We start from the raw sequence: 23,337 nt of genomic DNA, 5'->3' as shown, positions 1-23,337 counted from the left end.
CCTCATTCAAATATATTTTTGAATGTATTTTAACATTAAACTTTGTAGATGTCAACTTCAGCTCCATCAAAATATAGATAAGAAGGTAGTGTCCCAAACATTAAAAAGCCCTGCCATCGAAATGATAGCAGGGCTTAACTTCAATATCCAGATGATATATTTATCTAAAAAAGGTAGAGTAAAAGGTAGAGTTTTTATTGATTTGTAGTGCGATATAATGAGTTTCCAAAAATCAAAAATCGCTTAAAATCAATATTTTGACATCTATTGACGTGTACTGAAACCCTTACTTAACCTCTGTAAGGATATAATTACGGTACCAGTATATCATAAATAATAACAAAATCTTGACTTTCCGAAAAATAAGTATTTTCCGGAAAAATATCGAAATTAAATCAAAACTAAAAATATCTCATACATTTGAACTGCACCCCAAAAGTTAGACAGAAAAAATCTAACTTTTGGGGTGCAGTTCATCAAAGGTGCTTTTCATTTTAAAAAACTTGTGGAAAAACTTCATCCCATATATCTACTAAGCTTTTCCCGTCAAATACTTTAGCTTCCATAGCTTCATCAATTGTATCAAACTGCTGACCTTCATAATCATAACCAACTACACATATACTCGATAAAAAGCAAGCACCTCGGCTATTATAATTAAATTCAAGATCTTTGTCTAAATATTTTTTAATTTCATCCTTTTTCATATAGGACCATCCCAACTAAAACAATCTCAACAAACAAGATTTTTTCCTTAGATTCTATTCCCACTACTAGCTTTCTATGATGCTGACGATTTCATCTTCAAAATATTCATAAAGAGTTCCATCAACATCTACCAGCAAGGAGTCAATCTCCTCGTCATTGTCAGAGGCGTCACAATAGTCTTCTACAAATCCTCTAACTACCGCGCCATTTTTTAACGTGATAATTACATCTGTACGGTTAAATTTCCAGAGTGTCATTTAAATATTCCTTTCAATATTGGCTAATTGCTTTGCTTTTTCGTAGTAAGGTGTTAAGAAATCGATAAAACCTTGTTTGTCGCTTGGATCATGTTCCTCTAAAAATATCATCAACTCAAAGTCATTGAGAGCGTCAAACATTTCAGAGTTTTCATTATCCCAAGCCTCGGAAAATTCCGCATCTTCTCCAAAAAGAGCGTTAAACGTAAAGGAAAAATCCCAAAAATTATCAATCTGACCACTGACTGTTTGCTGGAGCATGTCTAATACTTGTTGACTATAACCCATTACCCTTCCCCTCCTAATAAGAACGTTGTAGCATATTGAGCTACGTTCCAAAAATTTAACAGACAAAATCTAATTTTTGGGGTGCAGTTCATTCATCAAAGATGATTTTTATTTTAATAATACTGCACTTCAATTCCATCCATAATTTCTACTAAAGTGTTATCGTCAATTTTTAGAGAAATCAGATCAATGAATGATGATACCTGGTATTCCTTATCTCCAATCACCACTACAATATCATGAACAGAATTAGGAAAAATCCCACATACTTGACCATTATAATCAAAAGAGGCATCCCAACCATTGTCATATAACTCTTGTAAATCATCTAATATTGCCATATAAACTAAATCCTTTTCCATAGTGTTTTCTTTCAAATAAGGCAGGTAAAAGCACCTAGATTGTTCTAAGTCCTATGAGATTGTTTTAATCGAGACAATCTCACTCTCAAAGAGAGAAATTTCAGTAGCTTCATCTGGACTAGGATTAGCAATGAGAATAGTGATTTCATCTTGCTCATCATTGTCCATTTCGTCAACAAAGTCTATGACACGTCCCTTGATTATCTTATCGCAATTAGTGACTATCTGAACCCTTGATCGAAGATACTTCCAAAGCTGTTTACTCATTTATTTTCCTCTCTGCTATTTTTTCGATAGTTCTTATACTTTTTATAGTTAGTCGATAAAATCGCCTAGGTTGAACTAAGCACTAATAATTTTGATTTTCTTGATAATATCTTCAGGATATGAGCGATCACCTATAACTATTTCGTCAGGACCATCTAAATCATAACCGTCAAACCAATCAACCACCCTACCCTTGATGGAGGTCCCATCTTCTAAAATAAGGCGAACATTTTTATCAACATATTCCCATAATTTCATTAAGTTCCTTCTCTCTAACATCGGAACAATATGACCCAATATTAGTTATTTACTAATGGCTTTTAGTTCCTGTTAAAAGCATTATAGCACACCTTACTTGCTAAAGTACAACAAGCACCCCATTAGACTAACCTGCTACTTTGCTTTCTTGTAAAAATGTTGTATACTTAAGTAAATAAAGGAAGTAATCTTGTTCCCCCCTGTCTACTATGTGGTCGGAATGATGGTTACTTCTTTTTTCCCCCTTACTATCTCAATAGCCTTGTATTTAAAAGTTTTTTAGGCTATAATTAAATTAACGAATAGAGGTTTTCCATCTCCCCTTGAAACAGATCTTTCTGCGGTAGGAGGTGGGACGCCTCTATTTGTTTTTTAAGTCAAAATGATGTAAAATTAATTCAAGAAAGAAGTGTGGTTTTCCCGCCTAAAAGCTCTATAGCTGTGGGAGGGTCACGCTTCTTTTTACCTCTCAAAAATGAACGCCAAAAAAGCAGTTTCGTTCTATGAAACTGCACTAAAAAGTTTATAACTGCCCAAACCCAGAAGTCAACGGTTTAAGACAAAGCAAAAAGCCCACTGTTGTAGGCTTTCTGTAAGATATTTCTTAAAATTAAAGCATCTTGTTGTAGAATTCAACGACAAGTGCTTCGTTGATTTCTGGGTTGATTTCGTCGCGTTCTGGCAAGCGAGTCAATGAACCTTCCAATTTTTCAGCATCGAATGATACGAATGCTGGACGTCCAAGAGTAGCTTCTACTGCTTCAAGGATTGCTGGAACTTTCAATGATTTTTCACGAACTGAGATTACTTGACCTGGAGTTACACGGTATGATGGGATATCAACGCGTTTTCCGTCAACAAGGATGTGACCGTGGTTTACGAATTGACGAGCTTGACGACGAGTAGTCGCAAGACCAAGACGGTAAACAACGTTATCCAAACGACGTTCCAAAAGAAGCATGAAGTTGAAACCTAGGATTCCGCCTTTGATTTTTGTAGCTTGTACGAACAAGTTACGGAATTGTTTTTCACCTACACCGTAAGTGAAACGAAGTTTTTGTTTTTCAGCCAATTGCAAACCGTATTCTGACAATTTAGAACGGTTGTTTGGTCCGTGTTGTCCTGGTACGTAGTTACGACGTGCCAATTCTTTACCTGTACCTGTAAGTGAAAGGCCAAGGCGACGAGCTTGTTTCCAAGATGGTCCTGTATAACGTGACATATGTATGTCCTCCTGATATAAATAATATTTGGCGGAAATAGTCACTTAGAAAGCCCTGATTCGTGCAGATGCCCTTCGCCTAAACAGCCAAGGTTACTTGTCATAAGACACCTGTTGACGAGCTTCATGCTTTCCTGCTGCTATTTCACACAAAGGCTATTATACCATGAAAAGCTAGATATGTAAAGGGATTTTACAGCTTTATTTCAAATTGAGGCTGAATGTAAATTTGCTTCCTAAGCCATATTGACTTTCTGCTGTGATTTCGCCACCAAGCTGATGGGCTAGTTCGCGTGCAATCGCAAGTCCTAATCCATGTCCACCTGTCTTCATATTGCGCGAAGTTTCTACACGATAAAGTCGTTTAAAGATCTTTTCCAAATCCTCAGGAAGGATTCCCTGACCCTCGTCTTTCACACTGATTCTCAGCTCTTGTTCTGTTAATTGGGCAAGAACCTCGATTCTGGTTCCTGGTTCTGAATATTTAAAGGCATTGTTTAACAAATTGACCAGAATGCGAGAAAGTTTGTCAGAATGGCTCTTGATTTTCGCCGACTCAGGTGATACTTGAATGTAAACATCCCGCTCCTCTTGTTCAATCTGGAGTTGAAATTCACTCATTGACTCAATCAACAGCTGATCTAAAAAGACCTCTTCGACTTCTTCATCAGCAGTATCTTGAGGTTGGGTGTTAAGAGTCAGAACATCCAATTCCTCCACTAGCTTGTTTAGACGCTCGGTTTGCCGACCAATCGTGGCTAAGTAGTGGAGTCGCTCCTCTTCCTTAATCACTCCATCTAGAATTCCCTCCACAGTAACCTGAATGGAGGTAATGGGAGTTTTAATATCGTGAGAGAGCTGCGCAATCATCATTCTCTTTTCTTGCTCGCTCTCATCAAGTGATTGAAAGGTGGCTTGCAAATTGTGGGACATGTCATTAAAAGCCTGGCCCAGCTCTTGAAATTCTAATGGTCCCTTGGTTTCAATTTCTGTGCTGAAATCCTTGCTTGCTATATCCTGAGCTTGTTTTTTCAAATGTTTCAGAGAAGAGAACACTGGCGACAAAAGAAAGATGCTCACTGCAGCGCCAATGAAACTAGCAATCAAGGTCATTCCAACGAGAAAGTAAACTTCACTTTTCTCGATCAACATCCGTTGGACTGCCCAGAAAACGACCAAAATCGTTAGTAGAGTCGACACTAGATACCCCACTAAAATATAGTTTTTTAATTTCATGTTCTACCTCTTGGTCTTTCCATCTTATAACCCAAACCCCAGACAGTTTTGATAGCAGGAGCATTTGAATTCGTATACTTGGTCAACTCTTGCCTCAAAGCATGGATATGAACATTGAGTGTATTGGTATCATCCACATAGTCCTCTTGCCATACCTTCTCATAAAGTTCCGTCTTTGAAAAGACTCTCTCGGGATTGCTGGCTAATATCCATAGAAGTTCAAAGGATTTTACTGTCAATTCCAAAGGTTGCTCCCCAATGCGAACCTCATGAGTCACATGGTTGATCACTAAGTCACCAAACTCGATCTGTTCTGTCTCTCCTCCACGGCTAAGGCGACGCAAGATATTATTCACTCTTAAAACCAATTCGCGTGGGCTAAAGGGTTTGACTATAAAATCATCTGCCCCCAAACTTAATCCATAAATCTTATCCTGTTCGCTTGTCTTAGCAGTTGTAAAGAGGAAGGGTTGATCCGGAGCGATATACTGAACTTCACTGATAAAATCATACCCGTCCATATTGGGCATCATGATATCTGTGATAATGAGGTCGATAGATTTTTTTCTGAAAAGCTCTAATCCCTCCTTGCCATCATGGGCGACCAAAACGTCGTAACCCGCCTGTATAAGATAGCGGTGTTGAATATCTAGAATATCTATTTCATCATCAACCAGCAAAATTGTCTTTTTCATCTGACACTCCTTCGATAAAAACAGTGTTATACTTGCTTTAGTATAACACTATTTTCTCTAATGTTTAAATGATTTGAATCTTAATCTTCTCGTTTGGTTGTCAAACCCAAAAGTCCAACAAGACCTGCCAAGGCTAGACCAAAGATACCAAGGCCTGCTGTAGCCGTTTTAGCTTCCCCAGTATTTGGTAGCATCGCTTTATCATCTTTTTTCATCATATTAGCCATTGGGCTAGAAGCTAGTTGATCTACTTTCATATCTGACATATGGTTATTTGTACCCATCACACCCTCAGTCGTACCTGTAGAGCCTGTTTCAGAAGGCTTCGTATTCATCTGACCTTGTTGAGATGGTATTGTCGCCATTTCTTTTCCACGAAGTTGAATCGTTACTTGACGAGTAGCAATCAGATTGGTCAAATCAGGTTTGCCATCTTTAGATCCATAGACTTTAACAGTAGCTAGGTATGTATGGGTTCCGTTAGCTCGAAGTTGATCCAGCAAGGCCTGACCATCTTTGCCAACCGTATTGCCATTCAAATCCACTTCGTAGAAATATTGACCTTTAGCCAAGCCTTCAAGTGGCAATAGAGCAGGATTTTTAGCTGTTCCGTTGTCGGACCATGGGGCTTTGTCTGAGGCTTTTAACAAGAGGCGAGTCAACATACCATCTCCACCAAAAGCTTCGTATGGAATAACTTGGTTAACACCTGCCAAGAATGGACCTGGAACATTTGCTTTTTCAAGGTAGCTAGCCGGAACATCAATCATGTCTTTGACATTGTTAACAACAGACTCTTTGACCTGATTTGGTGTGGTCAAGCCATTCAAATTAACAGTCAAATCTTTAGTCGCTACGAGGTTAGTTAAGTCAGGCTTGCCATCTTTCGCACCATACACCTTGATGGTAGCTTTATAGCTTTGTGTACCGTTTTGTTTCAAGAGGTCAAGAAGCTCTTTATCTGATTTTCCTTGGGTGCCTGCTAAATCCACTTCGTAGAAGTAAAGGCCTTTGCCCAATTTCTCTACTGGTGGAAGGGCGGGATTTTTAGCTGTTCCGTTGTCTGACCATGGAGCCTTATCAGAGGCTTTCAAGATAAGGCGAGTCAACATACCATCTCCACCAAAGGCTTCGTATGGAATAACTTGGTTGACACCAGCTGTAAATGGACCTGGGAAATTAGCTCTATCCAAATAAGAAGCTGGGACATCTACTGTATCTTTGGTGTTGTCGGCCACACCTTTTTGTACTTCGGCTGGAGTGGTCGAACCATTCAAATTAACAGTCAAATCTTTAGTCGCTACGAGGTTAGTTAAGTCAGGCTTGCCGTCTTTCGCACCGTACACCTTGATAGTAGCTTTATAGCTTTGAGTTCCATTTTGTTTTAAAAGATCAAGCAACTCTTTGTCAGATTTGCCTTGGGTTCCAGCCAAGTCTACTTCGTAGAAGTAAAGGCCTTTGCCCAATTTCTCTACTGGTGGAAGGGCGGGATTTTTAGCTGTTCCGTTGTCTGACCATGGAGCCTTATCAGATGCTTTCAAGATAAGACGAGTTAACATGCCATCACCAGCGAAGAATTCGTATGGAATGACTTGATTGACACCAGCTGTGAAGGGACCAGGGAAGTTAGCCTTGTCCAAGTAAGTAGCTGGGACATCTACTGTGTCTTTGGTGTTGTCAGCCACACCTTTTTGCACTTCAGCTGGGGTGGTCGCTGGTTGCGCTTCACTAGCTTCACGGTCTTGTCCAGAAACTGTAGACGCAGGACTTTCCGCAGGTTTAACTGCATCTTCTGTTTGTTTCTTAGAGTCAGGTTGTGCTTGCACTTCTTCTTTTGGCGCTACTGCAGGCTCTTTAGCAGTTGCGTCCGCTTTTTCTGAAGAGCTTGTCGTATCCACACTTGCTTTAGGTGTTGGAACAGACTGTTCTGAAGGAAGAGCTACATCAACTGCTTTTTTGAGAACCTCTGCTGGTAAATCGCTCTTTTCACTCACCGAAGCAGCGTCTGGCACGACTTGGGCAGGAGTCGGATTGACGACATCAGCACGTGCAGAACTTGGTTGACCAACTAGGACAAAGAAGCCACTAGCCACAACAACCGAAGCAACACCGACACTGAGACGGCGAATAGACCAACGAGTATATCTCTGATTTGGATTGAATTTCATAGGATTCTCCTTAGAGTTTTCTTTTTTTGATGACTCTAGTATAATCTCCTAAAATTAAAAAGGATTAAGAAAAAGTTAAAATTTTTCTTAAATCCCTCTTATAAAATACTTATATTGACTCGTTAATTATTTGGAAAGAGAGTACCCTTCCTCTCCTACTCACTCAGTTCAGCTAGGGTATCCAGATGTTGGTTATTGATCACCGCCATGATGTAGGTGTCTTCCTGCAAGAGGTCATTAGGTCCGAATTGGACATCCAGAGGAGCATTTTCGTAGGCACGAAAACCAAGTACGTTGAGGTTGTATCGCCCACGTAAATCTAACTGACTGAGGCTTTTACCTACCCATGATTGGGGGATTTTCATCTCGACAATCGAAACATTCTTATCCAGCTGAAAGACGTCTACACTGTTATGAAAGAGGATGGTCTGTGCCAATGAGCGCCCCATCTCAAACTCTGGTGAGATGACTGCGTCTGCCCCGATTTTTTCTAGAACTTTTTTAGCTGTATGGCTTTTGACCTTGGCAATAACGGTCGGTACTCCTAGACTCTTGCAGTGCATAACCGAGAGAACACTGGACTCTAGATTTTCACCCGTTGCGACGACTACGGTATCACAGGTGTCAATCCCCGCTGATAGAAGGAGTTCTTCATCCGTGATATCTCCAACTACTCCACGCGCCAACACTGGTTCAAATTGATTAATGCGCTCCTCGTGGTCATCAATAGCAATGATATTCATATGATGCTTGGCAAGAGCAGCCAAAACACTGCTCCCAAAAATTCCCAAGCCTAAAATTCCAATTGTCCGATCTGACATCGTTCTTCCTTTCTTATCCAATGGTGATATCTGCTTTCATATAGTGAATCGTATCTTTCTTGTCTGGCTGGTATTCCGCTACACTGACCAGTAGTGTCAAGGGACCAATACGGCCGATAAACATCAGCAACATAACGATGCTGAGGGCTATCTTGCCTAGCTCTGGTGTTAAATTTGCCGTCACTCCAACTGTCGCAAGTGCTGAAATGGTCTCAAACATGAGGTAAATAAAGCGCGGATTTCCTTCTGCGGTTACCCCTAATAGAATCAAGCCCAGCAAGAAGGTCAGCAAGAAGATAATAAAGACACTGAAAGATTTTTGCACGGTTCGGGGTTCAATGGTCCTCCGAGCTACATTGGCATGAGGCAAGCCCAATAATTCACTGCGAGCAAAGACCAACAAGACAAAGAAGGTCGTAATCTTGAGCCCCCCTGCTGTCCCTCCAGGTGCCCCGCCCAGAAACATCTGCAAGATGTAGATCAGTAAGGTAACTGGTCGAGCCTGGGTGTAGTCAATTGAAGCAAAGCCTGCCGTTCTCATGCTGACGGTCTGGAAGAAACTAACCAACAGTTTTTCTGGAAAACTAAGATTTCCAATCGTCCCAGGATTGTTCCACTCAATTAAGAGAGTCGATACTGTTCCAAAGAGCAAAATTCCCGCCGTTAGAAAGAGAACCAACTTAGTATGGAAACGCAGGCGCCGTTTTTTCTTTTTCCCAAACTGGGTCGCTAGATCAAACCAGACCATAAATCCTAGACCACCCGTGATAATCAAGCCTGCAATCACTAGATTAATCAAGGGGTCCGTTTGAAAGGCTAGCAAACTCGTACTTCCAAAATTATCAAATCCAGCATTACAGAAAGCTGAAACAGCCAAAAAGATAGAGGTTAACACCCCTCGTCCCCAGCCAAATTCAGGAATAAAGCGGAAACTCAAGAGAAAGGCACCGAGCCCTTCCACTAGAAAAGTCGTCAGAAAGATTGAACGGATGAAATCCTTTAGAGACTGGGTTTCTCCATAAGCAAAACTTTCTTGAATGGTCTCACGGCCACGAAGACTGAGCTTTTGCTTGCCTTGGATATAAAAGATTCCGATAAAGGTCATGAGCCCCAAACCACCAATCTGGATCAAAATCATACAGATCAACTGACCCCAGATATTGTAAGTAGAGGCTACCGGCTGGGTAAAGAGCCCTGTCACACAGACCATAGACACAGTCGTAAAGAGATGGTCAAAGTAGGTCGCTTGTGACGTTCCTGCTTGCACAAAGGGGAGACTTAAAAGGAGCGAGCCCAAGAAGATCACTAGGGCAAAACTTAAAAAGATGCGACGGGCTGGCGATAAACGCCCTAATGTCGTCTTGATTTTTTCCAAAAAAGATTTGAATAACATAGCTACATTCTACCATAAAAACAGTAAGAACACTCACATGTGGTGCACAATGGCAAGACAGAGTTCGAGTGCCTTATCAAAAGCTTCTGATCCCCAGTCACGACTGTCGTAGTTATCTAGATCTGCTAAGGAATCTGCGGTAAAGAGCAGCTCTCCCCAGACAACCCCACGTAGTTGAGCTACTGCCGCAAGAGCAGAGCACTCCATCTCCACAACAGCACAGCCTTCTTCCTTGCGATAGGCAACCTTTTCAGCCGTCTCTCGGTAAAAACCATCTGTCGTCCAGGTCATGACCTCCTCGTAAGGAATGCCTCTTTGTTCCAAGACTTGCTCAATGGCAGAGATAGCCTCAATCTGCATCTCCATATAACGAGAAGGCGCTACATAGTGGTAGCTGGTTCCCTCATCTCGCAGAGCGCGAACAGGGACGAGAAAGGCATTTTCCTCTATATCGGCTAGGACTCCACAAGTACCAGTGGAAATGATTTGCTCCACACCATAGCCAATCAACCAATCCATAAACTGGGCTGCTGGAGCAGAACCAACAGGCGCTTGGGCCAGACAGATCTCTTCACCCTTGTAATTGATGACATAGACTGGATAGGTCTTGGTGGCAGAAACGAACTCACCAATACAGTCCGTCCCTACTTCCCCCGCATAGCGGTCAATCTCCTCCTCCAAAAATGCATAGATACACTTCTTTGGCAACTTCAAGTCTAACTCCTCATGTGTTGGCATAAGGACCGACTGAGGATTGTCATCAAACTCTAAAATGGGAATCGCATGCTTCTGAATCATCGCCCACCTCCTCTAATTTTGTACTATTGTATCAAAAGCTGACGGAGTGTCAAGGAGGAGACTGATGAACTGAGTAAAAAAAGCACCTCAGTTATGAGATACTTTGAACTTGCTAAGATATCGAGTAGTAAATATGAGCTGGGTAAAAGATGTGGGAGCCTTGTGCAAGGTGATTGAGGAGTTATAAATAAATACCAAATTCAACAACAAAAAAGACATGAATCTGAAATAAGCAGAACATGTCTTTTTTAGCTTGTTTGAAAGTCAAGTAAATAAACCTTAGTTCTTCTAGAACTCCCTTATTTCCACAAACCACCTAAAATCTGTTTTTCTAATAAGTCTAAGTCTTCCTCTTTTATTTCTCCATTGTCGCCAACGATATAAAGCTGAGCGAAGTAAGCCAACAATGGGCCAACACAAATACGAACCATTTGAGGAATCGTTAACTCTGGATTTACACGTGAATCTGCTAGCAATTCCTTATGGAGTACTCGAAGTTTATCTTGAATAGCATTCCAGATAAAAATCTGTTCATTTTTTAGTTTTTTATTTGAAAAACTCTCCTGCAGAATGATTTTCATCAAAGCACGATTTTTTTTGAGATAGCTCATACGATCGTGGACGAGATAACGAACCCTCTCTTCTGTCGTTTCAAAAGCTAAGAGTTCCTCAAAAAAACTACCGAAAATGCTTGGGACTACAGGATGTAAAATAGCCGTCAGTAGATCATCCTTCGTCTTAAAATACTTAAACAAAGTTGCCTGGCTTAGTCCAGCACGCTCAGCTATGTGAAGAGTTGAGGTCCCATGGTAACTCCTAGTTGATATGAGATCCACTGCTGCCTGCATGATTTTTTTCTTTCCTTGAGGGTAATTCGCTTCTTCTAAGTAATCTTCAAACGATTCAAAAACAGTCTTATCCATCTAATCTTCACACCTTTTTAGCATTATTTATGTTGATTTCTAAACTTTACGATAACGACGTAATCCAACAATATTGAGAATTGTTAAAATGATCAAGAAAATCATTAAAACACCAAGATTTGGCAAAATATCACCAAGATTGTGCCCGTAAAGAATAATCTGGCTTATTGCATCACCAGAATAGGTTAATGGCAAAAATTTCCCCACAGTTAGAGCCCATTCTCCCATGGATGACAATGGAATAATTCCTGAGAAAAAAAGTTGGGGCATAATCACGAGAGGAATAAATTGCATCATTTGGAATTCTGATTTTGCTAGAGTAGACAAGAGAATTCCAAAAGCTAGTGCTACAAGAGCCAGTACCACATTAACTATTATAACATTTAAAATACTTCCTACAACTTCTACATCTAGTAGCCAAATTGCTGCTAAGACGACAACTGCCGTTTGAAAAATCGCAATAATACCGTAAGACAACATATAGCCATAGACGATTTCAGATCGTTTCACTGGTGTTGCTAACAAACGTTCTAGTGTTCCACTGGTGCGCTCTTTCAAAAGCGCCATACCTGAAATCAAAAAGACAAAGAAGAAAACTACAAAACCTATCAAAACCGGAATCATACTGGTAAAGAAGCTTGTATTTTCATCTCCATACTGATAAGACTCCTTGATTTCTGGTGTTTTTGCGTCCGAGTCCAATTGTGGAAGAGCTTGTTTGACACGAGATAGTAACTGATCGGTGCCTTCACTGGCGATACTTGTTCGTAACACTTGTCGTATCATAGATGTCTTGGAGGCATCTGTATTTGCGTAGTCGACCTGATACTCACCGTCTTTATAAGAAATCACAGCATCGACTTTTTCATTTGCTAGCGCTTCTTTGGCCTGATCTAAGTCTTGATAAGTCTCGATGTCCACATGATCAAGCTCATCCATTTTCGTTACCAAACCAGTTGGTAGATCTTGTGTCGCTAACTTGACATTCACGGTTGTACTAGCTGAAAACATGAGGTTCATCAACCACATGATAAAAACAGGTGCTATAAACATCAGGGCTAGAGTTCGTTTGTCACGAAGTAATTCTTTGATGACTTTTTTTGCAATCGCTATTGTTCTCATTTTACTCACCTTCTGCTTTTAAAAATACTTCTTCAATACTTGAAACTTGATAACTTTCTTTTAAGTGTTGCGGTGTATCAAAAGCAATGATTTTTCCGCCTAATAATAAGCCGACCTTATCCGTCAACTCTGCTTCATTCATAACATGGGTAGTAACTAATATCCCTACCCCATTGTCTCTAAGCGCGAATAATTCTTTCCAGATTTTCTTTCGAAGAGAAGGGTCGATTCCAACTGTCGGTTCGTCCAAAATCAAGAGTTGAGGATTTCCCAACAGCGCGATAGCAAGAGACAAACGCCGTTTCATTCCTCCAGAATAACCAGATACCGCCTTGTTTAAGTAGTCTGTCAGATCTACTACTTGAGCTATATGAGCAATTTCCGCCTTTAGGTCTTTTTTAGAAAGCCCCTTTAGCTGACCAAAAAATTCCAGATTTTCTTGACCAGACAAGGACTCGTATAAAGCATCTGATTGGGCCATATAGCCAATATCTCCTAAAATATGACGATTGGGCATAGTGTGATTTAACACTAAAGCTAGGCCTCCATCAGCCTTTTCCATTCCTAACGTAGTCTTAATCATAGTTGATTTACCAGCACCAGACGGACCAATTAATCCTATAATTTCTCCTAGCTGCAATTCAAAGCTGACATGATTCAGAACTATTTGTTGGTCAAAAGATTTTACTAAATCTTGTAAATGTAGCAATTTTTTCATATGCTTCCTCCTAGGTGAGTGGGTACTCACTTTTTAAATCACAGAAGCTATTATAGTGAGTAATCACTCACTTGTCAAGAGAAAGGGTTAAATTCTTTAAAAAAATAAAACACCAGATTCGTATCTGATGTTTATGATGCACATGTCTTATTTCTAAAAATGTTTTTGAACTTCCTCTCTATACTCCGAAATGGTCTTTCCTGTCCACTTTTTAAAGGCCTATTCTTCCTCTACTTTTCTCAGCCAATCCTACTACTGTCATCACAATAGCAACCTTGATAACCTTAGCTATGGAAATTCACTTTATCCGTTTTTATATGAAACAGACCAAGAAGTTCTCAACTCCGGATTGGTATTTATTCTAGAAAATCCTTCCTACATAAAACTCTCCCTTCTCTTTCGAGAAAGGAGATTCTTTTTTATCCTTGTCCGCCAGGGGCTGGACCGTCGCCTTGAGGGCCTCCATTTGGTCCACCGCCTCCAGGTATAGAATTGACGATTTCCGTTTGTTTTTCACCGTTGAGATAGATATCTCCACCTGTGTAGGTCGCTGTTCCATCAAAGTCAAAACCTGTTTGACCAGTCATTTTAATGGTCCCACCTGTGACCGTAATATTGCCGTTTGAGTCGATTGGGTCTGTGTCTCCTTGGCCGACTTCTACAGTCAGATTCCCGCCGTTCATAGTGAAGAAGATTTCATTCTGTTGGGCGTTTTTGTTAGCTGCGTTGACTCCATCATCTGTTGAGTAGATGCTAATATCCCCACCGTTGATAGTGATTGACTTACCTTCAAGTCCTTCTGTCGAATTCTTGACGGTGTAGGTACCACTATCGATGACGAGGTCTCCAGATGCGTGGATGCCATCATCTCCTGCTGTGACGGTGATGTTGTTGTTGGATAGGTACATGGTCCCAACTGAAGTATCCTCGTCATTGTCCACCTTGACCCCATCCTCTTTGGCATCGATGGTCATGGTCGTACCAGTGATGTTGAGTTCATCATTGACATTGAAGGCATCGCCAACTGCTGTGATGTTATAGGTTCCACCCGTGATGTGGAGGGTGTCGTTGGCCTTGATACCATTGTTCTTCTTGCCATCTACATTGAGAGTTCCTTTCCCGTTGATGGTCAAATCCACCTTAGAAAAGAGAGCTGCGTCTGCTTTTTCGTCACTGTTAGAGCTTGAGTCAGAGAGACTGTTGGTGGTTCCCTCTGCTAGAGTCAAGTAGACATGACCAGCTGATGTCGCAGATATCGCTGCATTGGTATTGGTCATGGTCGCGCCTTTTAGGACTAGATGAACATCTGCAGACTTATCTGCCTCGATCTTGATCTGCACTCCGTCAGACTGACCTGAAATCACATAGGTCCCAGATTTTGTGATGGTCACTGTTGATTCAGAGACTGTCACCCCATCCCCAAAGACGTTTGCTGATGAGCCAGATAACTCAATCTTAGAAGCTGTGCTTTCGTCATAAGAAGTATCATTGTCCTTCTCTGTAAAATAGGATGATTGGTTTGTCTTTGTTGCAGTTGTTGTGGCACTATTTGTCGTTGCATTGGTATTGGATGTAGTTGTTGACTGGGCACATGCTGCCATCAGCACTATTGCCGTTAAACTCGTTGCGAGTAGGGTCCATTTTTTTGATTTCATAGCTTTTTCCTCTCCTTCGTATGATATAGCTAGACAGTCTACAGAAGATTCCTGAAACAAAACTAAAACTTTTCTGAAAGTTTCCTTAAATTCAGTTTCGCTTAGTATTCTTTTGAAAGGGCTACTAGAAACAATTTGAGAGTACTAAAATGCATTTAATAGTTTTTAAAAGCAACATTCCCAAGTGCGATATCACTCTAACCCAAAAAGCCAAAAAGAAGAAAAATCTATAAGACTAAGATAAAGATTATAAAAAGAACAGCCCAAGCTGTTCTTTTTAGTTTTCTTTTACTGGGATTTCCTTGATGACACGCGCAGGATTGCCAGCTAGGACGACATTATCTCCGAAGGACTTGGTAATCACGGCCCCCGCTCCTGCAACGACGTTATTTCCCAGTGTCACTCCAGGAAGGACAATGACGCCACCTCCAGCCCAGAAATTATCTCCAATGGTGATGGGCTTGCCGTATTCGACCCCTGAATTGCGTTCATCCGGATCCAGTGGATGGAGTGGGGTTAAAAACTGACAGTTGGGGCCAAGCATGGCGTTGTTCCCGATGCGAATCGGGCAAACATCCAGCATGGTCAAGTTCCAATTAGAATAAAAATTTTCCCCTAGATGGATATTGACTCCATAATCGACCACCAAGCGTGGATTGACATAGAGATTTTCCCCAGTTGAGCCAAACCAAGTCTTGATAATATCTGCTCCCTTCAAGGGATCTTCTTCCTTGTTAAAGGCAGCCTGTTTTTGGCGAGAAGCCTGCGCCAAGACCCGCAACTCTGGATCCGACGGACGGTAAGGCTCCCCTGCTATCATTTTCTGGTATTCGCTGGTCATCTTATCACCTCACACTTACTTTGGACTCATCATATCAAAAAGCCTTTGAAAGGTCAAGAATAGCCTGCTTTCTAGACTCTCAAAACCAATCCCCTCCAAGTCAAAACAACTTGCTTGACAAAAGATTGACTTCATGGTTTAATATACCCCATAAGGGTATATGTGGAGGTGCCTATGTTTCACTTATTTACAAAAATTGACAGTATTTCTACCAGCGAGTTAGAAGCTAAACTCAGAGAACCGATTCAGCTACTAGATGTTCGGACGCCTATGGAATTCCGTAGAGGTCATATCAAAAATGCCAAAAATGTTCCTTTAACGGAAATCGGTTCTTACACACCTGCGACAAAAGAAACACTTTATGTCATTTGTCACTCTGGTGTGCGAAGCAAACTAGCTGCGAAAAAGCTTAAGAAAAAAGGCTACGATGTCATCAATGTCCGAGGCGGTATGAGCGCTTGGACAGGCAAGGTCATCTAGAAGCATCAAATGGGCTACGCAGCCTTGAACCTTATCGAAGGTTTGAGCGACAATATCAAATGGTGTCAGTTCGAAGACGATCTGACTAAGGGCAAATAATCCCTAGATGTGCGGATAAGTGGCGAATTCCAAAGTGGTCGACTTAAAGTTGACACCATCCACATCCCCCTAAACGAACTACGGGAACGCTTGGACGAACTGGATAAGAACCAAGCCTACATCGTTAGCTGCCACAGTGGTTTGCGCAGCTATATCGCAGAGCGTATCCTCAAACAAGCAGGATTTACCGTCCAAAACCTCGACGGCGCTTATTCACTATACAAAATGTCTAACCCAGAAGGAGTAGAATATGGTAACTAATATCAGCATGGCTGACTTTTATGAAAAATATCAACATGAAAATCTAGATCTTATCGATGTACGTGAAGTGCATGAATTCCAAGCAGGACATGCACCAGGAGCCAAAAATCTTCCGTTAACCACCTTGGAGCAAGGTTGCAAAGAACTCAAACCTGACCAGGAATACCATGTCATCTGTCAAGGTGGAGTACGCTCCGCATCTGCTTGTGAATTTCTAAGCGCCCAAGGCCTCACCGTTATCAATGTTGAAGGTGGTATGAATGCTTGGCCCGGTCAAGTAAAATAAGCAAAAAACCGATTAAGGAACTTAATCGATTTTTTCATTTCTACAACCCAATGATATAGGGCTCGTAGCCCGTTGCTTCTAAAAAAGAAGCAAATTGATGGTATCTAAAAAAAGGTTTTCTCATTGGTATTGGGGACTCATCCGTTTGTCCGACGTGATTTCTTTATCGAAATAGACTTAAATACCTTTGTCTGCATTGTTTATCAATAGCAAATTAGTTTATTTCCGTTTAATCAGGTATCGGATGGCCTTTTCTAGGCGTTCCTTTTGAGCCTCAGGGTCGTCTAGTGGTTGGTTGATACAGCCCGTAAGATTTTCAGTAATGATCATCTCAATCACGCGCTCAACGCTAGATTTCACTGCTGTCAACTGCATAACAATATCTGCGCAGTCACGATCTTCTTCAATCATCTTTTGAATTCCACGCAACTGGCCCTCTGAACGTTTCAGGCGTGTTATATACTTTGAGTTTGTCATTAATTTATCCTTGGTCACTTTTTCTTCATTATATCTCGAATAAGGGGCTTTGTCAAAATTCACTTCCTGTCTGTATTTGTGGGAGGCAACCTTTTCTCTGTATCGGAAAGAAAAGATAGGTGAGCACGAAAATGGAAAAGAAACTCTGTCCTCCTTGAAGCAAGATGGGAAGTCAAGTTTCCTATTAACCAACTGACTTTTATGCCTTATATCTTGGACAAAAAGGCTAGGATCACTATCCCATAGACTAGAACTAGAGCCAGCCCAAATCCGATACCAAACCACTTGTAAAACTTGTCCATTCCACTGTAACGTTCGACATAGGCCCTGGCCGGCTTGTCTGGATCATACCAGACCGTCAGCTCCGAATGAAGGGGGAAATGGGTCTGCATCAAGCGTTTGAAGGAAACAAAGGAGTTACTGTAGCGAGTGATCGAAGGCGCTAGCATATCTTCTCTTGTATAGTCCTTTAAAAATTTAGTAGTCCCCCACGGAATTGTGACCGTTTTGAACATAAAATACTGCAAGGTTTTCTTATAAGCAATCCCATCCACCGTGTATTCGACGATAGGTGGATACCCCTCACGAAAACGGCTATAGCCGATAACCGTTCCCTGTACGGATGACTTGGCAAGGCGGACCAACTTCTGATCCCGAAGATAGAGGAAAAGAAAGGTCCCACACACAAATACAAAAGATAGGAAGATGACGATTGTCCCAACTATCAAACCAATCACTTCTTTATTCATATGAACTCCTCCTGTTATTTTATACAGTAAAATCCCAAAACGAACTCGTCCAGAAGGACATTGAAGCTCTCGAGTCTACTCTTCGGATTTTTCTTTTGACTGTTTTTCTCTCAAATCTTTTACAGATTTCGATATGATATCTCTCACCTGTTCGTCAGTAAGTCCTGGAATCTGGTAATAAGGATTATTGGATTCGCTTTTTGACGGCTTTGTTCCTGAACTTTCGGTTTTAGAACTTTGTTCAGTCGAAGACGAGGATTTCGGCTCTGAGGAACTGGATTCTTTGGTCTTAGAGGAACTCGACGACTCAGAAGACTTGGACGTTTCAGGCGTGTTAAAATCAAGTTTAGGCGGATTGTTTACTTGGACGTTCGGCTGTTTCACAGGTTTATAGAATAGCCCAAAAGACAACAGCAAGGCCGTCAAGATCCCAATACCAGCCAAGGTTCTTTTATTGGCTTCAGCCGAGGGAACCTTTACTCCCTTCGTACTGAGTATTTTCCATTCTGGATGCTCTTTTTCTATGGCTTTTTTCTGTCTCCTAAGAGGACCAAGTAGAAAATGATTAAAAGGCACAATCGTTACCATAGCCACCGTTATAAGCGGGACATAATTGGAATGACTTGATACCAGTAGAACATCGAGGATAGCGAGAAGGATGAAGAGGAAACGCCCCACAAACTTACGAACTTGATGCTCTTTTTTGATCTGCAAATATCTCTCTTGTGACATTATCATCCTCTCTTTTCTATTTCTTCATTAAATATCACTTTCCCCTGTTCATATTTTCGCACAGCTAAGAACCAGCGGATAGGGTTGTTTTGGAATAAGAAAAGGTACAACAAGGCAGGAAAGAGACCTGCTAAAGGCGAGAAAAAGATTTGTATATCAAATGCCTCTTGCTTATTGAATGAGTCAATAGTGCCCGGAATTGCAGCAGCAAATATTACTATAGTAGTCATAAAAACTAGTAGCATGACAATCATAAAAGCCAACATTTTCGCAAACGTCGCTTTTTTCTCACTAAAATTTTCCCAGAACAAATTTGAATAAACTGCTTCTTTAAACTCTTTCTTTGTTGCTCCTTGGACTCGTTTCACTCCTTTATATAATGCGACTTCCATCATCCATATAAATCCAAATAGGATAAAGGAAAGACAAAGAATAAAAATAGGAACCATCCCACTATTATAACGAAGGCCTGAGAAAATTGGTATTGCAACAAATCCTCCGAGTAAACCTAACAAAGAGAATATAGCAATTAAAGGAGCAATCCCCCTATTCGATCTCCTAGCCCCTTCTGTATTTAACAAGGCGCTCTTATCTGCTACAAGAGCTTCTCTCGTTCGCGTATTATAGTAAACGGCCTTATTACCGCTCTGTCCAATAAAAATTATTTTTCTCATATAAAATCACCACAGTTTCCACCAATCACTATAATCAGAAACTTCAATTTTATCATAGGTTGTTGATAAAACATCACCAACCACTGGTAATGGTAATAGCGTTTCTCTCATGTTTCTAGTTCTTCTCTTCCCCAAATAATATTTTTCCCTGCTTGTATTTTCGTACGGCTAAGAGCCAGCGGATTGGGTTGTTTTGGAACAAGAGTAGTACCACGCTAATTGGAACGATAGTTGCTCCGATGGGTACCATGAACATAGACGGCTCAAACCATTCATGTTCATAGTAGGGAAGGAAGGTCCCAGGTATGGCAAAGAACACAACAATAACAAAAACAAATAGAAGAACGAGGATAGCAAATAGATACAAGATGATTTTATCGACTGTTGGTTCCTTATCTGGTGACTTCCTCCAAAAAGTACTACTTTCAACCGCATCTTTAAACTGTTCTTCACTTGCTGGGACAAGCGACTTAGCCCCACTGTAGAACAGTTTTTCAAATCCATAAACACTTCCGATAAAAACGAAAAGGATAGCGACTAGATGGATAGGTGCCATCCACTCACTCAATCTAAAGGGCGCTAGCAAGGAACGAATCCAAATACCGATGATAGTAACTAGCAAGAAAACAAAGAAGAGAACCCAAGGCCACTTGGATTTCTTTGAACTGATAGCACCGTCGGTTTCTGACGAGGCGCTAGATTGAGTCGTTAAAGCCTCTCTCGTCTTTGTGTTATAGTAGACGGATTGCTGGCATCCTTGTCCTATATAAATGATTTTTCTCATCTTACATTTCTCCCTCTTTCCCTCGGCTACCGTCCTGTAATGTCTCCATCAGCTCCTTGAACAGTCGTTTGCGCGTTTTCATCCGAAAATCATAAACTATATATGTAAGAATACCAATCCCTAACATGTACATAATTAAAAATTGAAAATCAGAAACAGCCAGATAACGATAGGCTGAAAAAATCGTTATTAAAACAAAAATGTAGCCAACTACTGTCAACGCCCTAGATTTTCTCCTAAGTGTTTTGATATTGGCTTTTGTGAGCCGGACTTTTCTAAATCTATCTGTCTTCATGTTGCGTCGGGTAGACTTGGCAAGGAGAATGGTCCCGAAAACCAAAAACAGAGACATCAGGATAAAGAAGATCAGATTGAAAGGGGAGGAGACATCTCCAAAGGTTTGGTTTAGCAACTTTGACAGCCGTTGCAAGGAATAGATTGCAATAGGGGCTGCAATGGCTGAATAATTCATGCCTTGTTTTGCACTGTAGAATACTTGATTCCCCAAATCATAATAGATAAAAGAGTCCTCCAGAGGGCCCATACTGATTAAATTTTTTACACTTGTGTCCATCTTATTTCCCGTCTCCTAAACTCAATACGGATGTTCAAACAAAGTTCTACTTTCTCTAAAAAGCATCGTGACAACGATTGCCAGCATTCTAGCTGATTTTTGGCATTTGCCTTCCTAGAGAAAGAAAAGTTTATTAGTATTATAGCATGAACCTCCAGAAAAGGGAAAATATCCCCAGCCAATGCCTTTGCCAGAGCCAAGAAAGCTTTCGTCATTTCATAAAAAAGCGGACAAGTCCGCATTCTAAAAACAGAATGCGAGCTTATCCGCCTTTTCCTATGTCTATGATGTGTTTTCCTCGTTTCATCGTGCCAAGCGAATGCGAGTCACAATCCCATCTGGGTCTACAAGATCCAACTCACTCGAATTTAGCCACTTGATTGGTACTTCTAGCTCTTGTGCTTGCTGAACGATGTCCAAGAGTTCTTCCTTGCTTTCGACCTCAAGGACGTAGTAGGCCAAGCCTGGCAAGCCTTGCTCACGCGGAGCTAGCCCTTTTCCAGCCCATTCGTTGACAGCTAGGTGGTGATGGTACTGACCAGCCGCTATCCAACTAGCACTAGGAATGCTAAATTTATCCTCTAGTCCTAACACCTTTTGATAAAACTGGCTCGCCGCACGACTATCCTTCACCGATAGATGGATATGCCCCATTCTCGTCCCTTCAGCTAGGATAAAGGGATCCACCTTTTCCCCTAGCTCATAGATATCCTGTGCCGCAAGGGCCTCGGTCACACCGATAATGCGACCATCTTCTCGAATATCCCATGAAGACACTGGCTTATCACGGTAGAGTTCAATGCCATTTCCTTCCAAATCCTCTAGATAAAGGGCCTCGCTGTATCCATGATCTGCACCTCCAACCAGAGGAATCCGTAAGTCACTTAGGTGTTTCAAAACATCTGCCAAGGCTTTTCGTGTCGGCAACAAAATCGCCAAATGGTAGAGTCCATAATGCTCCCTTACTTCGCCAGTCTTTTCTGCCTGAATCAAGTGAACCAAGGCTTTTCGACCAAGTCCCAAAATCGCTTCTGTCTCTGTTTGGGATAAAATCTCCAAGCCAATAATCTGGTGATAAAAAGCCATTTGACTCGTCAAGTCCTTGACATTTAAAACCGCCTCTGCTAGGTAAATGTGGCTTTGGTATGCATAAGTCATAGGGTGTCTCCTTTTGTTTGTTGTAACTTTATTAATTACATCAATTATACACTATTAAGATAGAATGTCAACGAAGACAACTCAAAAGAGCTGGAAACCAGCTCTTCTTTTTATTTGACAACAAGCTCGTAGCGAGTTTTGCTGGTAAAGGTTTCCCCTGCTTTGAGAATGACTTGGTCTTTGAGATCGCTGTGAATGGCATCTGGTAAAGCTTGCGCTTCAAGGGCAATCCCATTGTGTTGCACCATTGGCTGGCCTCCGATGATGACACTCTCATCCACAAAGTTTGCTGTGTAGACCACAAAGCAAGGGGCCTCTGTCTTAAAGAGCAGGAAGCGACCTGAGTTTTGGTCATAAAGGAAACCAGCATTGTCATGGCCTGCAGGAAGAGCAAATGGGTGATCCAAACCAGATACCAACTGGATTTGCTCATCTTCCTCTTCAAAGATGTCCTTCAACAAAGCTCCATTGTAGATATGTTTCACTACATCACGAGTAGCATCTGGAGTCTTAGCCGGAACTCCGTCTGGAGCGATTGGGTAAATGCCCTCCGTATTTAGTTGGAAGACATGGCGGTCAATTGTCTGCGTGAAATCACCAGATAAGTTGAAATAGCTGTGGTTGGTTGGATTGACCAGCGTATCCTGATCTGTCGTCACCTTATAGCTGACTTCGTAGGCGCCAGTTTCTTCCAAGTGGTAGCTGATCCAGATCTTGAGATTACCAGGGAATCCTCCTGTTCCGTCTGTACGCTCTGTGTAGAGGGTTAAGCCATGGTCGCTCACTTCTACCAATTCAAACAAGCTCGCATCCCAACCTGTTGAACCACTGTGGTTACAGTTGCTGGCATTGTTGACTTCAAGATTATAGGTCTGGCCATTGAGCTCAAATGTCGCACCTGCAATGCGGCCCGCTACAGGACCTACACTTGCTCCATGCTTGGGACTATTGCCTACATAGCTATCAAAATCATCAAAGCCCAAAATCACATTGGCAAAGTTTCCAGCCTTGTCAGGCGTGACATAGCGCAAGATGGTCGCACCATAAGTCATAACTTCAAGCTGATAACCACCATCAGTCTCAAAGCGATAAGCCAAGACATCCTTGCCCTCATGATTTCCAAATACACGTTCTGTGTATGCTTTCATTCTTCTCTCCTTTGATCCATTTCTCTTAAGTAAACAAACCATAGAGAGTGTCTCACCATCTATGGTTGTAGTTTCTATTTTCAGAATCCTTTGTCAGAAAACCTTAAGTATCTTCTTAACAAGAAGGGATTCTTCTATTCTTGTTTTTATGCTTATACACGTTCAGTCCATGAAGTCGCTGTT

At 41.3% G+C, this 23,337-nt stretch carries 29 protein-coding genes and 1 pseudogene; 4 read left to right on the top strand and 26 right to left on the bottom strand.

From position 1 onward, the window contains the following. The first annotated feature begins 22 nt into the window (after positions 1–22). The gene (locus HMPREF2991_RS11355) at positions 23–208 is read left to right on the top strand and encodes a hypothetical protein (protein WP_009013804.1); all 186 of its coding nucleotides are present in this window, start codon (positions 23–25) and stop codon (positions 206–208) included. 286 nt (positions 209–494) lie between these two features. Here the strand turns inward: HMPREF2991_RS11355 and HMPREF2991_RS00435 are convergent, their stop codons facing one another. The 18 genes from HMPREF2991_RS00435 to HMPREF2991_RS00350 form a co-directional block, all read right to left on the bottom strand. Further along, entirely contained in the window at positions 495–707 is a 213-nt protein-coding gene (locus tag HMPREF2991_RS00435; RefSeq protein WP_000710706.1) for a hypothetical protein, read from the bottom strand. 66 nt (positions 708–773) lie between these two features. After that, positions 774–965 carry a hypothetical protein gene (locus tag HMPREF2991_RS00430; protein ID WP_000177340.1) on the bottom strand — a complete coding sequence of 64 codons (192 nt, stop codon included), beginning with the start codon at positions 963–965 and terminating at the stop codon, positions 774–776. Continuing rightward, the gene (locus tag HMPREF2991_RS00425) at positions 966–1,253 is read right to left on the bottom strand and encodes a hypothetical protein (protein ID WP_000542381.1); all 288 of its coding nucleotides are present in this window, start codon (positions 1,251–1,253) and stop codon (positions 966–968) included. It lies immediately after the preceding gene. A gap of 113 nt (positions 1,254–1,366) precedes the next feature. Further along, a complete protein-coding gene (locus tag HMPREF2991_RS00420) occupies positions 1,367–1,594 on the bottom strand; it encodes a hypothetical protein (RefSeq protein WP_009013763.1) in 228 nt (75 codons plus the stop codon). A 72-nt stretch (positions 1,595–1,666) separates the two neighbouring features. Beyond that, entirely contained in the window at positions 1,667–1,882 is a 216-nt protein-coding gene (locus tag HMPREF2991_RS00415) for a hypothetical protein (RefSeq protein WP_000043341.1), read from the bottom strand. A 75-nt stretch (positions 1,883–1,957) separates the two neighbouring features. Beyond that, positions 1,958–2,140, bottom strand: a complete 183-nt coding sequence (locus HMPREF2991_RS00410) for a hypothetical protein (RefSeq protein ID WP_000780387.1) — start codon at positions 2,138–2,140, stop codon at positions 1,958–1,960. A gap of 610 nt (positions 2,141–2,750) precedes the next feature. Then, positions 2,751–3,362, bottom strand: coding sequence for a 30S ribosomal protein S4 (gene rpsD, locus HMPREF2991_RS00405; RefSeq protein WP_000092756.1), 612 nt, complete (start codon positions 3,360–3,362; stop codon positions 2,751–2,753). Between the two features lie 201 nt (positions 3,363–3,563). Continuing rightward, positions 3,564–4,598, bottom strand: a complete 1,035-nt coding sequence (locus HMPREF2991_RS00400) for a sensor histidine kinase (RefSeq protein ID WP_000769387.1) — start codon at positions 4,596–4,598, stop codon at positions 3,564–3,566. Next, the gene (locus HMPREF2991_RS00395) at positions 4,595–5,293 is read right to left on the bottom strand and encodes a response regulator transcription factor (RefSeq protein ID WP_033583600.1); all 699 of its coding nucleotides are present in this window, start codon (positions 5,291–5,293) and stop codon (positions 4,595–4,597) included. Before HMPREF2991_RS00395 ends, HMPREF2991_RS00400 begins: the two co-directional genes overlap by 4 nt. Positions 5,294–5,373: 80 nt before the next feature. Beyond that, on the bottom strand, positions 5,374–7,461 hold the full coding sequence (locus tag HMPREF2991_RS00390; protein ID WP_070683212.1) for an SSURE domain-containing protein: 2,088 nt from the start codon (positions 7,459–7,461) through the stop codon (positions 5,374–5,376). A gap of 155 nt (positions 7,462–7,616) precedes the next feature. Continuing rightward, positions 7,617–8,282, bottom strand: a complete 666-nt coding sequence (locus HMPREF2991_RS00385) for a potassium channel family protein (RefSeq protein ID WP_049479903.1) — start codon at positions 8,280–8,282, stop codon at positions 7,617–7,619. A 13-nt stretch (positions 8,283–8,295) separates the two neighbouring features. Continuing rightward, positions 8,296–9,675 (bottom strand): TrkH family potassium uptake protein, encoded by a 1,380-nt coding sequence (locus tag HMPREF2991_RS00380; RefSeq protein ID WP_070567142.1) that lies wholly within the window; start codon positions 9,673–9,675, stop codon positions 8,296–8,298. A gap of 33 nt (positions 9,676–9,708) precedes the next feature. Next, entirely contained in the window at positions 9,709–10,473 is a 765-nt protein-coding gene (locus HMPREF2991_RS00375) for a nucleoside phosphorylase (RefSeq protein WP_000615031.1), read from the bottom strand. Positions 10,474–10,772: 299 nt separating this feature from the next. Beyond that, positions 10,773–11,396, bottom strand: coding sequence for a TetR/AcrR family transcriptional regulator (locus HMPREF2991_RS00370; protein ID WP_070567140.1), 624 nt, complete (start codon positions 11,394–11,396; stop codon positions 10,773–10,775). A gap of 39 nt (positions 11,397–11,435) precedes the next feature. After that, entirely contained in the window at positions 11,436–12,518 is a 1,083-nt protein-coding gene (locus HMPREF2991_RS00365) for an ABC transporter permease (protein ID WP_049479898.1), read from the bottom strand. A 1-nt stretch (position 12,519) separates the two neighbouring features. Beyond that, the gene (locus HMPREF2991_RS00360) at positions 12,520–13,236 is read right to left on the bottom strand and encodes an ABC transporter ATP-binding protein (RefSeq protein WP_042901944.1); all 717 of its coding nucleotides are present in this window, start codon (positions 13,234–13,236) and stop codon (positions 12,520–12,522) included. Between the two features lie 419 nt (positions 13,237–13,655). Then, the gene (locus HMPREF2991_RS00355; RefSeq protein ID WP_000837416.1) at positions 13,656–14,891 is read right to left on the bottom strand and encodes a carbohydrate-binding domain-containing protein; all 1,236 of its coding nucleotides are present in this window, start codon (positions 14,889–14,891) and stop codon (positions 13,656–13,658) included. Positions 14,892–15,168: 277 nt separating this feature from the next. Further along, entirely contained in the window at positions 15,169–15,732 is a 564-nt protein-coding gene (locus HMPREF2991_RS00350) for a sugar O-acetyltransferase (protein ID WP_000200256.1), read from the bottom strand. Positions 15,733–15,906: 174 nt separating this feature from the next. Between HMPREF2991_RS00350 and HMPREF2991_RS00345 the strand changes: the two genes are divergently transcribed. From HMPREF2991_RS00345 to HMPREF2991_RS00335, 3 genes and pseudogenes are all read left to right on the top strand, one after another. Continuing rightward, positions 15,907–16,212, top strand: a complete 306-nt coding sequence (locus tag HMPREF2991_RS00345; protein ID WP_038804267.1) for a rhodanese-like domain-containing protein — start codon at positions 15,907–15,909, stop codon at positions 16,210–16,212. A gap of 3 nt (positions 16,213–16,215) precedes the next feature. Further along, positions 16,216–16,572 (top strand): annotated as a pseudogene (locus tag HMPREF2991_RS10500) (rhodanese-like domain-containing protein); the annotation flags it as partial. Next, positions 16,562–16,858 carry a rhodanese-like domain-containing protein gene (locus HMPREF2991_RS00335; RefSeq protein ID WP_070567134.1) on the top strand — a complete coding sequence of 99 codons (297 nt, stop codon included), beginning with the start codon at positions 16,562–16,564 and terminating at the stop codon, positions 16,856–16,858. The pseudogene HMPREF2991_RS10500 and the gene HMPREF2991_RS00335, both read left to right, overlap by 11 nt. Before the next feature lie 219 nt (positions 16,859–17,077). Here HMPREF2991_RS00335 and HMPREF2991_RS00330 read toward each other — a convergent pair whose 3' ends face one another. From HMPREF2991_RS00330 to HMPREF2991_RS00290, 8 genes are all read right to left on the bottom strand, one after another. After that, on the bottom strand, positions 17,078–17,335 hold the full coding sequence (locus HMPREF2991_RS00330) for a metal-sensitive transcriptional regulator (RefSeq protein ID WP_070567131.1): 258 nt from the start codon (positions 17,333–17,335) through the stop codon (positions 17,078–17,080). A 206-nt stretch (positions 17,336–17,541) separates the two neighbouring features. Beyond that, the gene (locus tag HMPREF2991_RS00325; protein ID WP_070567128.1) at positions 17,542–18,084 is read right to left on the bottom strand and encodes a DUF3592 domain-containing protein; all 543 of its coding nucleotides are present in this window, start codon (positions 18,082–18,084) and stop codon (positions 17,542–17,544) included. Between the two features lie 75 nt (positions 18,085–18,159). Beyond that, positions 18,160–18,816, bottom strand: coding sequence for a hypothetical protein (locus HMPREF2991_RS00320; RefSeq protein WP_070567125.1), 657 nt, complete (start codon positions 18,814–18,816; stop codon positions 18,160–18,162). Between the two features lie 2 nt (positions 18,817–18,818). After that, a complete protein-coding gene (locus HMPREF2991_RS00315; RefSeq protein ID WP_001226102.1) occupies positions 18,819–19,490 on the bottom strand; it encodes a hypothetical protein in 672 nt (223 codons plus the stop codon). Between the two features lie 115 nt (positions 19,491–19,605). After that, the gene (locus HMPREF2991_RS00310; protein ID WP_070567122.1) at positions 19,606–20,274 is read right to left on the bottom strand and encodes a hypothetical protein; all 669 of its coding nucleotides are present in this window, start codon (positions 20,272–20,274) and stop codon (positions 19,606–19,608) included. 1 nt (position 20,275) lies between these two features. Further along, on the bottom strand, positions 20,276–20,848 hold the full coding sequence (locus HMPREF2991_RS00305; RefSeq protein WP_049490055.1) for a hypothetical protein: 573 nt from the start codon (positions 20,846–20,848) through the stop codon (positions 20,276–20,278). Positions 20,849–21,151: 303 nt separating this feature from the next. Beyond that, positions 21,152–22,006 carry a VOC family protein gene (locus HMPREF2991_RS00295; protein WP_070567117.1) on the bottom strand — a complete coding sequence of 285 codons (855 nt, stop codon included), beginning with the start codon at positions 22,004–22,006 and terminating at the stop codon, positions 21,152–21,154. A gap of 110 nt (positions 22,007–22,116) precedes the next feature. Next, positions 22,117–23,154, bottom strand: a complete 1,038-nt coding sequence (locus tag HMPREF2991_RS00290; RefSeq protein ID WP_070567114.1) for an aldose epimerase family protein — start codon at positions 23,152–23,154, stop codon at positions 22,117–22,119. Positions 23,155–23,337: the final 183 nt, after the last annotated feature.

It is taken from the genome of Streptococcus sp. HMSC072D07, from assembly GCF_001814835.1.
Classification (GTDB): domain Bacteria; phylum Bacillota; class Bacilli; order Lactobacillales; family Streptococcaceae; genus Streptococcus.
The sequence above is the reverse complement of the archived record's forward strand: the minus strand, read 5'-3'. Positions and strand labels throughout refer to the sequence as shown.